The 11,772-nt window shown below is 54.2% G+C and carries 13 protein-coding genes; 8 read left to right on the plus strand and 5 right to left on the minus strand.

The annotated features are described in order from the left end of the window. Positions 1-8: 8 nt before the first annotated feature. Positions 9-566, minus strand: coding sequence for a kinase inhibitor (locus tag CWR52_RS04465; RefSeq protein WP_104948955.1), 558 nt, complete (start codon positions 564-566; stop codon positions 9-11). 201 nt (positions 567-767) lie between these two features. Between CWR52_RS04465 and CWR52_RS04470 the strand changes: the two genes are divergently transcribed. Further along, complete coding sequence (locus CWR52_RS04470; protein ID WP_104948956.1) at positions 768-1,082, plus strand: hypothetical protein; 315 nt, start codon at positions 768-770, stop codon at positions 1,080-1,082. Here the strand turns inward: CWR52_RS04470 and CWR52_RS04475 are convergent. Continuing rightward, the gene (locus CWR52_RS04475) at positions 1,079-1,888 is read right to left on the minus strand and encodes a DUF4225 domain-containing protein (protein ID WP_104948957.1); all 810 of its coding nucleotides are present in this window, start codon (positions 1,886-1,888) and stop codon (positions 1,079-1,081) included. The genes CWR52_RS04470 and CWR52_RS04475 overlap by 4 nt on opposite strands. Positions 1,889-2,057: 169 nt before the next feature. Here CWR52_RS04475 and rlmI point away from each other — a divergent pair, with 169 nt between their 5' ends. Together rlmI and hspQ are read left to right on the plus strand one after the other, a co-directional pair. Continuing rightward, the gene (gene rlmI / locus CWR52_RS04480; protein WP_104948958.1) at positions 2,058-3,248 is read left to right on the plus strand and encodes a 23S rRNA (cytosine(1962)-C(5))-methyltransferase RlmI; all 1,191 of its coding nucleotides are present in this window, start codon (positions 2,058-2,060) and stop codon (positions 3,246-3,248) included. A 60-nt stretch (positions 3,249-3,308) separates the two neighbouring features. Further along, complete coding sequence (hspQ, locus tag CWR52_RS04485; protein WP_008499919.1) at positions 3,309-3,626, plus strand: heat shock protein HspQ; 318 nt, start codon at positions 3,309-3,311, stop codon at positions 3,624-3,626. A gap of 37 nt (positions 3,627-3,663) precedes the next feature. Here hspQ and CWR52_RS04490 read toward each other — a convergent pair whose 3' ends face one another. Continuing rightward, a complete protein-coding gene (locus CWR52_RS04490; RefSeq protein ID WP_008499920.1) occupies positions 3,664-4,077 on the minus strand; it encodes a CoA-binding protein in 414 nt (137 codons plus the stop codon). 173 nt (positions 4,078-4,250) lie between these two features. On the opposite strand from CWR52_RS04490, the gene csgI reads away from it, so the two are divergent. Together csgI and mgsA are read left to right on the plus strand one after the other, a co-directional pair. Then, on the plus strand, positions 4,251-4,913 hold the full coding sequence (gene csgI / locus CWR52_RS04495; protein ID WP_104948960.1) for a curli synthesis inhibitor: 663 nt from the start codon (positions 4,251-4,253) through the stop codon (positions 4,911-4,913). An 80-nt stretch (positions 4,914-4,993) separates the two neighbouring features. Further along, positions 4,994-5,452: a methylglyoxal synthase gene (gene mgsA, locus CWR52_RS04500; RefSeq protein WP_104948961.1), complete on the plus strand. Its 459-nt coding sequence runs from the start codon at positions 4,994-4,996 to the stop codon at positions 5,450-5,452. A gap of 59 nt (positions 5,453-5,511) precedes the next feature. On the opposite strand, the gene helD is transcribed toward mgsA, so the two are convergent. Continuing rightward, on the minus strand, positions 5,512-7,566 hold the full coding sequence (gene helD, locus CWR52_RS04505; RefSeq protein ID WP_104948962.1) for a DNA helicase IV: 2,055 nt from the start codon (positions 7,564-7,566) through the stop codon (positions 5,512-5,514). 123 nt (positions 7,567-7,689) lie between these two features. On the opposite strand from helD, the gene CWR52_RS04510 reads away from it, so the two are divergent. Both CWR52_RS04510 and yccS read left to right on the plus strand, forming a co-directional pair. Next, positions 7,690-8,136: a YccF domain-containing protein gene (locus CWR52_RS04510; protein ID WP_023343701.1), complete on the plus strand. Its 447-nt coding sequence runs from the start codon at positions 7,690-7,692 to the stop codon at positions 8,134-8,136. A gap of 19 nt (positions 8,137-8,155) precedes the next feature. Next, positions 8,156-10,318 (plus strand): YccS family putative transporter, encoded by a 2,163-nt coding sequence (gene yccS / locus CWR52_RS04515; RefSeq protein WP_104948963.1) that lies wholly within the window; start codon positions 8,156-8,158, stop codon positions 10,316-10,318. Here yccS and CWR52_RS04520 read toward each other — a convergent pair. Next, positions 10,275-10,901: a TfoX/Sxy family DNA transformation protein gene (locus tag CWR52_RS04520; protein WP_104948964.1), complete on the minus strand. Its 627-nt coding sequence runs from the start codon at positions 10,899-10,901 to the stop codon at positions 10,275-10,277. The two genes, yccS and CWR52_RS04520, sit on opposite strands and share 44 nt — an antisense overlap. 217 nt (positions 10,902-11,118) lie before the next feature. On the opposite strand from CWR52_RS04520, the gene sulA reads away from it, so the two are divergent. Further along, positions 11,119-11,628: an SOS-induced cell division inhibitor SulA gene (gene sulA / locus CWR52_RS04525; protein ID WP_032637628.1), complete on the plus strand. Its 510-nt coding sequence runs from the start codon at positions 11,119-11,121 to the stop codon at positions 11,626-11,628. The last annotated feature ends 144 nt before the right edge of the window (positions 11,629-11,772 follow it).

Below are 11,772 nucleotides of genomic sequence, written 5' to 3' on the forward strand. Positions count from 1 at the left end.
CGCCATCCTTATCTGCTGTAGGTTGCTGTTAACTGAGCCTTTGCCAGAACGTGACTATTGAGCATAAAACCGACCAGCGCGCCGCTGGCATTTTTGTCGACGGGCAGTTTATCCACGTCCAGCGCCCAGACGGTAATCTGATAGCGGTGAGGCTTGTCCCCGGCAGGGGGACATGCGCCGCCGAATCCAGAATAACCGAAATCATTACGCCCCTGCACAGCGCCAGCAGGTAATTTTTCGCCATTTGGGTTACCGGCACCAGCGGGCAGCGTCATTGTCTTCGCGGGAATGTTGGCTACGGTCCAATGCCACCAGCCGCTGCCGGTAGGCGCATCCGGGTCATAGACCGTAATGGCAAAACTTTTCGTACCCGCGGGCGGATTTTCCCACACCAGCTGCGGTGAGGTATTCCCACCATGGCAGCCAAATCCCTCAAACACCTGCGGTGACGCTAACCGCCGATCGCCGGAGATATCCCGGCTGGTCACGCTGAAAGACGTTGCTGCGAAAACCTGAAAACTCATTGCCGTCAGAGCGGCTATTGTGATGACACTGCGCTTTTTCATGGGTATTTCCTTTGCTGAACCGGAAGCCCTAAGATAAAGCACGCAACAATGCCTCAATGTGCCTAAGCGATTTGATTTTGTGCCGAAACGCTCAACGGCATCCGCAGATGATTGCGCCTTGCTGAATGTGGTACTCTACGCACCGTGAGTATGTAAGTGTACAAACAGTAAATGGGATTTTTTACGTGAAAGGAAAACGATATGAATGTCACTGATGAAGCTCTGTTGCGTTCTGGTTTCACACTGTCTGACTTGCAGAAGATAAAAAATAACGTTGAGAGATACGGTGGAACGCTTGAAGAGGCGATTTACGATCTCGCCCGTCGATTTAATACCTTACTTTGGGTAGCCAGTGTATGCTTCACGATCCTGATTATACTTGTCGTTTTCAGTTCACCTCTCAAAGCATTGGCGTGGGGGCTGGCGATTATCGTAGGGGTAAGCATTATGACTCTCGCACAGCCTCCTGTACTGTCGTATAAATCCTGGCGTTACCGAAAAAGCACCAGAGATTAACGGATTCCGTTATCTGTTGTTATCAGATCAAAAATGACCTTGGCTTTAACGCCATATCCGACAATCTTCATTGTGAGTTTAGGCGCGCCCATCGTACTGACTTTGCGATAGTAATCGTGTGGAAGCCATCGAAACAATCTCCACGCTCCCGTTTTTCGGGCTAGTCCAGCGATACTATAGATACTGGCACTAAGAGTAACACCGTTGTAAAAAGCCAATCCTGAGCTGGGACTGAACCCCATAAACTGAGCTGTTTCCATAACGGTATCAGCAATAATTCCCTGTGAAGGTTTTTGTCCTGCGGGTAGATCAAAGTTGAGTACTTCCCGGGTCAACCCGTTAATCCCATCAGCAATTAGGACAGCTCCTGCAAACATGCCTATCGGCCCCATGGTGGATAACATCACAAATCCACCAAACAAAACGACGCCTGATAGCACAACATTCACTGCCGAAATGACATATCCGACAATTTTATTATTTTCCCTGACAAACTCGACTTTTGCATAAAGCTGCGCGGCGCGGGTTCTTAGTAGATGCTCTTGCTCACGAAGATTTTCCGTTTCAGCTCGAAGATTCTTGATGCAAACCATACATTCTTCATCTGTTCTGGCACGACGCGCTGTTGCAAACTCCTTTTCAACGACCTGTTTTATTTCTTCTACAAACTTGATACGACAAAGCCCGTCCTGAAGGTAGAAGGCTGATAACTGGTTGGCTGTATCAACGAGCTTACGCGCCTCCAGATTAACCATGGTTTCTGACCATGCCCTGTTTCTTCCCTTATTTAGTAACGCAATATCCATTTTGATTCCCTCCGACTTTTTAACGGTAACGAGCTTAATTACTCCATCGCTTTGATTATTTTACGTGCGACGCGATCAGGAACAACAGAAAATGATTTCAACAAGCTCTGATCCGTTTTGATGTGCTACTCTACGCGCCATTTCCCTGAAATCGACAGAACAGCAAATTATGAGTGTACGTTTAGTGTTAGCCAAAGGGCGCGAGAAATCATTACTGCGCCGTCATCCCTGGGTCTTTTCCGGCGCGGTTGCCCGTATGGAAGGCAAAGCCAGCCTCGGTGAAACCATTGATATCGTGGACCACCAGGGGAAATGGTTAGCGCGAGGCGCCTACTCGCCAGCGTCCCAGATCCGTGCCCGCGTCTGGACCTTCGATAAAGACGAAACCATCGACATCGACTTTTTTGTCCGCCGCCTGCAGCAGGCGCAGCAGTGGCGCGAGTGGCTGGCAAAACGCGACGGGCTGGACAGCTACCGCCTGATTGCCGGTGAGTCCGACGGTCTGCCGGGCGTGACCATCGATCGCTTCGGTAACTTCCTGGTGCTACAGCTCCTGAGCGCCGGGGCGGAATACCAGCGCGCTGCGCTGATTAGCGCGCTGCAAACATTGTTCCCGCAGTGCGCCATTTACGACCGCAGCGATGTGGCGGTGCGCAAAAAAGAGGGCATGGAGCTGACCCAGGGGCCGGTCACGGGTGAGCTGCCGCCTACCCTGCTGCCGATTGAAGAGCACGGCATGAAGCTGCTGGTGGATATTCAGGGCGGACACAAAACCGGTTACTACCTCGACCAGCGCGACAGCCGTCTGGCTACGCGTCAGTACGTTGCCGACAAACGCGTGCTGAACTGCTTCTCCTATACCGGCGGTTTTGCCGTTTCGGCACTGATGGGCGGCTGTGCCCAGGTGGTGAGCGTGGACACCTCGCAGGAAGCGCTGGACGTGGCAAAACAGAACGTCGAGCTGAATAAGCTGGATCTGAGCAAAGCGGAGTTTGTGCGTGATGACGTCTTCAAGCTGCTGCGTAAATATCGCGACCAGGGCGAGAAGTTCGACGTCATCGTGATGGATCCACCAAAGTTTGTGGAAAACAAAAGCCAGCTGATGGGCGCCTGCCGTGGGTATAAAGATATCAACATGCTGGCCATCCAGCTGCTGAACCCGGGCGGAGTTCTGCTCACGTTCTCCTGCTCCGGCCTGATGACCACAGATTTATTTCAGAAAATCATCGCCGATGCCGCAATAGATGCTGGCCGTGATGTACAATTTATAGAGCAGTTCCGTCAGGCAGCCGATCACCCCGTGATTGCTACCTACCCGGAAGGACTGTATCTGAAAGGGTTTGCCTGTCGCGTCATGTAACTTGAAAAGAGAAATATTGCCCGCACATAACGTGTAAGTCGTATTTCCCGGGAGGTGACTATGATTGCCAGCAAATTCGGTATCGGCCAGCAGGTCCGCCACACTTTGCTCGGGTATTTGGGTGTGGTCGTGGATATCGACCCGGAGTATTCCCTTGATGAACCGTCAGCAGACGAGCTGGCGGTGAACGCAGAGCTTCGCGCCGCGCCCTGGTACCATGTGGTGATGGAGGGGGATGATGGACAACCCGTCCACACCTATCTTGCTGAAGCGCAGCTAAGCAGCGAGCTGCAGGAAGAGCATCCGGAGCAACCCACTATGGATGAACTTGCTCAGACTATCCGCAAACAGTTACAGGCTCCGCGCCTGCGGAACTAAGCGTGTAAAAAAAGCCCGATGAACGGGCTTTTTTTTATTATTTCGCCAGCCCCAGACGGGGGATGTCAATCGCAGGACAGCGATCCATGACGACGTTTAACCCCGCATCCCGCGCCAGCACCGCAGCCTGCTCGTTAATCACGCCCAGCTGCATCCACAGCGTTTTCGCCCCGACGGCAATAGCGTCCTGCGCCACTTCCCACGCCGCCTCGGAATTACGGAAGACATCGACCATATCAATTTTTTCCGGCACGTCAGCGAGCGTGGCATAACCCTGCTGGCCCAGTAAGGTTTTCCCCGCCACTTTTGGCGAGACCGGGATGACGTGGTAGCCCTGATCGAGAAGGTATTTCATCACCCGATAGCTTGGACGATCGGGTTTATCGCTCGCGCCCACCAGTGCAATGGTACGCGTGGATGTCAGAATCTCGGCAATATCGTTCTCTTTCATGGTTTTTCTCCTGGCTTTTTTAAAAGTGTACGCCAAACCGCACATCTCAACCATCCATCCCATACCGACGTATGAGGGCAAAACGGCGAAATATGTCTATATGTTAGTAAACATGATTCTCGAAAAATTTAGATACATTAATGCGGCGACAGGATTTCTGACGGGAGCCTTCTATGAAAACCGGTATTGCCACTGCTCTGATTGCGTTAGTGATGCCGGTCTGCGTTTTTGCGACCACGCTCCGGCTCTCTACCGATATTGACCTCCTGGTACTGGACGGAAAAAAGGTCTCCAGTTCCTTATTGCGCGGTGCAGACAGCATCGAGCTGGATAACGGGCCGCATCAGCTGGTATTCCGGGTGGAAAAATCGATCGGTCTGGCGAATCACGAGCAACGGATGTACATCTCCCCGCCGCTGATTGTCAGCTTTAATACCCGGCAAATCAGTCAGGTCAACATTACCCTGCCTCGTCTTGAAACCGAGAAGGAATCGGCGGCCTTCGACGCTTCACCCCGCATTGAACTGCTGGACGGGGATGCGATGCCGATTCCGGTGAAGCTGGATATTCTGGCGCTGACGACCTCACCGAAAGGTCCGGACTACGAGGCCGCGATGCAGACCTATAACAAAGCGGGGAAACGCGCGTCGCTTCCCCAGTTTGCTACCATGATGGCTGACGACAGTACGCTGCTTTCCGGCGTCTCAGAACTGGACGTCATTCCTCCCCAGTCCCAGACCCTGACGGAACAACGCCTTAAATTCTGGTTCCAGCAGGCCGATGCAGACACCCGTGCCCGGTTTTTACAGTGGGCAAAACAACAACCTTCATCATAAGCCACATTTTTTACGCCTTTCTCTTGCAGCGTCAAACGGTTCCCGTCATCGTGTAGGTAGTTAACCTGATGGATATGATTATGGAACTGACAACACGCACGCTCCCGGAACGCAAACACATTGCTCTGGTGGCGCACGATCACTGTAAACAAATGCTGCTTAACTGGGTTCGCCGCCATCAGTCTTTGCTGGAAAAGCACGCCCTGTCGGCAACCGGCACCACCGGTAACCTGATCCAGCGCGAAACGGGTCTGGAGGTGAACGCCATGCTGAGCGGCCCGATGGGTGGCGATCAGCAGGTCGGCGCGCAGATCTCCGAAGGGAAGATTGATGTGCTGATCTTCTTCTGGGATCCGCTGAACGCGGTTCCGCACGACCCGGATGTCAAAGCCCTGCTGCGTCTGGCGACGGTGTGGAATATTCCGGTGGCAACAAACCTCTCGACGGCGGATTTCATTATCGAATCGCCACAGTTTAACTCGACGGTGGATATCCTCATTCCGGACTATCAGCGTTATCTTTCCGACAGACTGAAGTAGCTTTTTTTGCCGGGTGGCGGCTACGCCTTACCCGGCCTACCCATCCTTGCCCGTCTTCGTTAAGGCTTTCGCGCCACTGGCACATCAATACTCTTCAAAATATCGACAAACACGGATGGCTCCTCTTTATTGAACAGCAGCCACACGCGATGGCGCGCGCGGGTCATGGCCACATACAGCAAACGCCGCTCTTCGGCATCCGGGAAGTCTTCCGGCACCGGCAGCAAGGCCTGCTCCATGACCGACTCGCGGGCCGGAGCCGGGAAACCGTCGCTGCCCTCTTTCAGCCCCATGACAATCACATAGTCGGCCTGCTGCCCTTTGCTGGCGTGAATCGTCATAAATTCAAGCTGCAGCTTCGGCCAGCGGGTGGCCGCTTTTTCCAGCGCCTCGGGTTTGAGATGATGGTAACGCGCCAGCACCAGGATACGCTCATCGGGCTTCGCGTAACCACTGAGCTTGTCCAGCAGCGGTTCCAGCTGATCATCCGCCAGCAGGGTCACGGCTTTTTTATCCCCTGGCCGCAGGCTATTGAGCGGTTTTGCTAGCTGATGCGGGTTCTGCTGGATGAAGCGGTTGGCGATTTCACCAATCCGTGAATTGAAGCGGTAGGTGGTGTCCAGATCGCTGCGATCGCCTTCGCCAAAATAGTGGTGGAATGCGGTCGTCAGCGAAAGCTGTGCCCCACTGAAGCGATAGATGGCCTGCCAGTCATCCCCCACCGCAAACAGCGAGGTATGCTTATTTTGCGCCCGCAGCGCTGAGAGCAACGCTGCACGCTGCGGAGAGATATCCTGGAACTCATCCACCAGAATATGCTTCCACGGGCTGACAAAACGCCCCTTCTCAAGAATGATGATGGCCTGATGGATCAGGCCGGAGAAATCAACGGCATTTTCCGCTTTCAGCGCGGTTTTCCAGGCCTTCAGCAGCGGCGCCATCAGCTTGACCCGCTTCGAAAACAGATCGCGGATCGCCTCCGGCGCGCTTTCAATCATCTCTGCCTGCGTTCCGCCGTGCATTCGCATCAGGCTGACCCAGCGGTCAAGCCGTGAACCCAGCCGACGCGCCAGTTTGTCATCCTGCCAGAAGCTGCCTTCCGGCACGTCCCAGTTGAGTTCCTCCTCGAGCCACTGACGCCATCCTTTCGCCTGCGCCTTTTTCTCACTGCACTGCTGGCGCCACGTTTTGATAAACAGCGCCTGACGCGCCTGCGCGTCGTTTTCCAGCTTACTGATAGCAGGCACTTTTTTACTGCCCTGCTGAATAATATGCAGGGCAAGGGCATGGAAGGTTCTGGCCGTGATATCCCGGGTATGCAGACGTTCCTGGATCCGTTCGTCCATCTCCTGGGCCGCCTTGCGACCAAAGGCCAGAAGCAGAATTTGATCGGCGACCGCTTCCCCGGTCGTCAGCAGCCAGCCGGCACGCGCGACCAGCACCGACGTTTTACCGCTACCGGCCCCCGCCAGCACCAGCAGCGACTGCTCGCCGTTGACCACCGCGCGCGCCTGAGCCGGATTAAGCGGAGAAGACTCCACCGTACTGAAAAAGTCGGCGTATTGGGTGAGCATGGCGTCCGTCCAGGCCTGATTATGGGCGAGCCGGCTTTTATCCTTATCATTCAGCCAGGCCTGGCACTGGCGCCAGGCGTCGCGACAGTTGTCAAACTCCTCGAGACGCGTCACGGAGATCGGCAGCGCCGAGAGTGCCTGCCGGATTTTTTGCTGTAGCCCGGCGGTCTGCTGACGGGTGAGCCACGAATGCTGCGCGTTGCTTTGCGCGATATCGTCCAGCACCTTCTGAAGCACCCCGGCGGCAATCACGCTCATATCCTGACTCCACTGCTGCCAGAGCGCGTTCAGGTGATGATGAAAACGTTGGGTTTCTGCCCACTCGGTGCCGTGAAGACGCACGACTTTATCGTCAGGCAGTACGAACTCCAGTTCGCCCCACACCAGCCCGCGTTTGCAGTGGATAGCCAGAAGCTGATTAAACGGAATAAGGTATTCGTGGCGTTCCCCGGAGACTTTTACCCCGGCATTGAGGAGAACCACCCTGTCATAAGGGTGTTGCGCCAGACGTTTGCCTAACGACGTTGCTTTCAGTTCCATGTTCCGCCAAATCCACGAAGAGATAATTTACCTGACAGTGTAACTGCCAGTTTTAAGGTGCTCCAGCCTAAAAAAACGTTACAATCATTGGGCGTTAATTTTATCGAAAGGAAGTGAGGGTTTATGCGTACCGTTCTGAATGTGTTGAATTTTGTGCTGGGCGGTTTTGCCACCACCCTTTCCTGGCTTTTTGCCACGCTGGTGAGCATCGTCCTGATTTTTACGCTCCCCCTGACCCGCTCCTGCTGGGAAATCACAAAACTCTCCTTCGTCCCCTACGGGAATGAAGCCATCCACGTTGACGAGCTGAATCCGGAGAACAAAAACGCCCTGATGAATACGGGCGGAACCCTGCTGAACATTCTGTGGCTGATTTTCTTCGGCTGGTGGCTCTGCATCATGCATATTTTTGCGGGGATTGCGCAGTGCATCACGATTATTGGTATTCCGGTGGGGATCGCGAACTTTAAGATCGCCGCTATCGCCCTTTGGCCCGTCGGGCGCAGGGTTGTTCCGGTCGAAGTGGCCCAGGCGGCGCGTGAAGCCAATGCGCGTCGTCGTTTTCAGTAACTAAGGACTGGCCGCGTTTATGCTAAGCCCACTGCTTCGCCGTTATACCTGGAACAGCACCTGGCTTTATAACGTCAGGATATTTATCGCGCTTTGCGGCACGGTTGCTCTGCCCTGGTGGCTGAATGATGTCAAACTCACTATCCCGCTCACGCTAGGAGTGGTGGCCGGGGCGCTGGCGGACCTGGACGATCGTCTGGCCGGGCGTTTGCGTAATCTGGTCATTACGCTTGTCTGCTTTTTTATTGCGTCAGCATCCGTTGAGCTGCTTTTCCCCTGGCCCTGGCTGTTTGCCCTGGGTCTTACCCTCTCAACCAGCGGGTTTATTTTGCTGGGTGGCCTTGGGCAGCGCTATGCCACCATCGCTTTTGGTGCATTGCTGATCGCCATCTACACCATGCTGGGCGTTTCCCTGTACGACCAGTGGTACCAGCAGCCGGTTCTGCTGTTGCTGGGTGCCATCTGGTATAACCTGCTGACGCTAACCGGTCATCTGATCTTCCCGGTTCGCCCTCTGCAGGATAATCTTGCCCGCAGCTTTGAGCAGTTAGCCCACTATCTGGAACTGAAATCCCGGCTGTTCGACCCGGATATCGAGGAAGAAAGCCAGGCGCCGCTCTACGATCTGGCGCTTGCTAACGGCCAGCTGGTTGCCACCCTTAATCAGACAAAAGCCTCTCTGCTTACCCGTCTGCGTGGCGATCGCGGTCAGCGCGGAACGCGAAGGACCTTACACTACTATTTTGCCGCCCAGGATATTCATGAACGTGCCAGCTCCTCGCACGTTCAGTATGCCGCCCTGCGTGAGAGGTTCCGCTACAGCGACGTGATGTTCCGCTTCCAGCGCCTGCTCTCCATGCAGTCTCAGGCGTGTCAGCGGCTCTCGCGCTCCATTCTGCTGCGCACGCCCTATCAGCATGATCCCCGCTTTGAACGCGTATTCAGCCACCTTGATGCGGCGCTCGACCGCGTTCAGGCCAGCGGAACGTCACCGGAACACATCAAAGCGCTAGGCTTTCTGCTCAACAACCTGCGGGCAATTGATGCACAGCTGGCGACCATTGAGTCCGAACAGGCGATGGCGCTTCCGGGCAGTGAGGTGGAAAACCAGCTTGCTGATGACAGCGTGCACAGTTTTAGCGATATGTGGCTACGCCTGAGCCGCAACTTCACGCCGGAGTCGGCTCTCTTTCGCCACGCGGTGAGAATGTCGCTGGTGCTGTGCGTGGGGTATGCCTTTATCCAGATAACCGGGCTGCATCATGGCTACTGGATCCTGCTCACCAGCCTGTTCGTCTGCCAGCCGAACTATAACGCAACCCGACATCGCCTGGCGCTGCGTATTATCGGCACGCTGGTTGGCGTCGCGATCGGCCTGCCGGTGCTCTATTTCGTGCCTTCCATCGAAGGTCAATTGATTCTGATCGTGATCACCGGCGTGCTGTTCTTCGCGTTTCGCAACGTGCAGTATGCCCACGCCACCATGTTCATCACGCTGCTGGTACTGCTCTGCTTTAACCTGCTGGGTGAAGGCTTTGAAGTCGCCCTGCCCCGTGTGATTGATACGCTGATAGGCTGCGCGATTGCCTGGGCCGCAGTCAGCTTTATCTGGCCGGACTGGCGTTTCCGCAATTTGCCGCGCGTGGTCGACAGGGCGATGAATGCCAACTGTCGATACCTTGACGCTATCCTGGAGCAATATCACCAGGGGCGCGATAACCGCCTGGCTTACCGGATAGCACGTCGTGATGCGCACAACAGTGATGCAGAACTGGCCTCCGTTGTCTCTAACATGTCAACGGAGCCTCGCGCCACGGCGGAAATTCGTGAGACCGCGTTTCGCCTGCTTTGCCTTAACCATACCTTCACCAGCTATATTTCGACGCTGGGGGCCCACCGCGAGAAGCTTACTAACCCGGCGATTCTCAACCTCCTCGATGACGCCGTCTGCTATGTCGATGATGCGCTTCATCACCGCCCGGCCGATGAACCGCGCGTTAGACAGGCTCTGGATGAACTGGCTCAACGCATTGCGCATCTTGACCCAGGAAATGACAGCAAAGCGCCGCTGGTTCTTCAGCAGATAGGCCTGCTTATCGCTCTGCTGCCTGAAATTTGCCGGCTGCAACAGCACATCGCTACCTGGAAGAACGACTCTCCTGTGGCTCAGGCAGCGCATTAAACCACTCCGTCAGCTCCCGGCGGATGCCTGCCGGGAGTGCCGCCTCATGCAGCCCTTCGATAGCCCCTTCCAGCGCAAAAAGCACTTTTATACTCAGTGCCTTATTCTTTGCCCGCATCTTCAGCCAGCTCGCTCTGGCCCCCAGTGCCCGCAGCGTTTCTTCATTGGTGATACCGGCTTCAAAGAGCAAGACTTCAAGCTGAAAGGTCAGGTTTGGCAGATCCTTGAGTCGGTTTCGTTGATGGCGCTGATAGCGCTCTTTCCTTGCCGCACTGAGTGCAAACGAAGAGAGCTGAAGCAACCGCGCCCTGTCCTGCCATAATCCGTCATCCACACGATAATAGTTGAGCAGCACCGGGCGGCCTCGCTTCATCAACGTCAAAAAGGAGGAAGCATTCTTTACACAATATTTCGCACTCTCCTCACAAGCCCGAAGATAAAGCTCGCCATCAGACACCATAGCAAAAACCGCATCATCCACCGCCAGGGTGTAGCCGCCAAACAGCGCGCGATGATGAATCTCGCCCAACGGGGACAGGTATTCCTGGGATTTATAAATCCGTTCATAAGATATCTTTTTCATGATATTTCCCTTCAGAATCATAGACTAACAACAAAATTTCTTACTAGCGGATCCGTTAGCAGGAAAATAGGCAACTTATCGTCGTTGAGCAAGATGATTTTTCGAGGGGCATCAAGATTGAATGAATTTTGCGAGTCGCTTTCCGAAAATGAGGTTGATCTTTGGGCATACAGGGGTTACTGTATATCCATACAGTAACTACAGGGCTGGAATGAATATGCACACTTCAGGCTATGCAAATCGCGCAATCTCTCTCTCTTCTGCCGCAGGCAATGTCGCGCAGAATTCCGTCGAGCGTGTTTCCACAGGGCTTATCAGTGAAGTGGTTTATCGTGAAGACCAGCCCTTGTTAACGCAACTTCTGCTACTGCCGTTATTACAACAACTCGGTCAGCAATCGCGCTGGCAGCTTTGGCTCACGCCACAGCAAAAGCTGAGCCGCGAGTGGGTTCAGTCCGCTGGCCTGCCGCTGACCAAGGTCATGCAGATTAATCAGCTCTCGCCTTGCGATACCGTTGAGTCGATGATCCGCGCGTTACGCACAGGGAATTACAGCGTGGTGATTGGCTGGTTGCCGGAAGAGTTGACGGAAGAGGAACATTTCCGCCTGACCGAAGCTGCTGAAGAAGGGAATGCGATCGGGTTCATTATGCGTCCGGTTCGATCGGATTCTTACCGCAGAGGACAACTTTCTGGGCTAAAAATTCACTCAAATTTGTATCATTGAGTGAAATTAAGATTTTTCCTGGAATTTTTTTTGACCGCAAGATGAGGTTTTAGTTCCCGACCTCAAAATTGCGGCAAGGCTTGTCTGGTGCGGTTCTCCTTCATTTTATTGCACAAAATTCGTTCGAAAAATGTTAAATAATCG

Source organism: Enterobacter sp. SGAir0187 (genome assembly GCF_002952735.2).
In the GTDB taxonomy this organism is placed as follows: domain Bacteria; phylum Pseudomonadota; class Gammaproteobacteria; order Enterobacterales; family Enterobacteriaceae; genus Enterobacter; species Enterobacter quasiroggenkampii.

Bases quoted from the DNA above. Each gene is read 5' to 3' on its own strand.
- CWR52_RS04465 (WP_104948955.1), bottom strand. From the start codon at position 566: ATGAAAAAGCGCAGTGTCATCACAATAGCCGCTCTGACGGCAATGAGT.
- CWR52_RS04470 (WP_104948956.1), top strand. From the start codon at position 768: ATGAATGTCACTGATGAAGCTCTGTTGCGTTCTGGTTTCACACTGTCT.
- CWR52_RS04475 (WP_104948957.1), bottom strand. From the start codon at position 1,888: ATGGATATTGCGTTACTAAATAAGGGAAGAAACAGGGCATGGTCAGAA.
- rlmI (WP_104948958.1), top strand. From the start codon at position 2,058: ATGAGTGTACGTTTAGTGTTAGCCAAAGGGCGCGAGAAATCATTACTG.
- hspQ (WP_008499919.1), top strand. From the start codon at position 3,309: ATGATTGCCAGCAAATTCGGTATCGGCCAGCAGGTCCGCCACACTTTG.
- CWR52_RS04490 (WP_008499920.1), bottom strand. From the start codon at position 4,077: ATGAAAGAGAACGATATTGCCGAGATTCTGACATCCACGCGTACCATT.
- csgI (WP_104948960.1), top strand. From the start codon at position 4,251: ATGAAAACCGGTATTGCCACTGCTCTGATTGCGTTAGTGATGCCGGTC.
- mgsA (WP_104948961.1), top strand. From the start codon at position 4,994: ATGGAACTGACAACACGCACGCTCCCGGAACGCAAACACATTGCTCTG.
- helD (WP_104948962.1), bottom strand. From the start codon at position 7,566: ATGGAACTGAAAGCAACGTCGTTAGGCAAACGTCTGGCGCAACACCCT.
- CWR52_RS04510 (WP_023343701.1), top strand. From the start codon at position 7,690: ATGCGTACCGTTCTGAATGTGTTGAATTTTGTGCTGGGCGGTTTTGCC.
- yccS (WP_104948963.1), top strand. From the start codon at position 8,156: ATGCTAAGCCCACTGCTTCGCCGTTATACCTGGAACAGCACCTGGCTT.
- CWR52_RS04520 (WP_104948964.1), bottom strand. From the start codon at position 10,901: ATGAAAAAGATATCTTATGAACGGATTTATAAATCCCAGGAATACCTG.
- sulA (WP_032637628.1), top strand. From the start codon at position 11,119: ATGCACACTTCAGGCTATGCAAATCGCGCAATCTCTCTCTCTTCTGCC.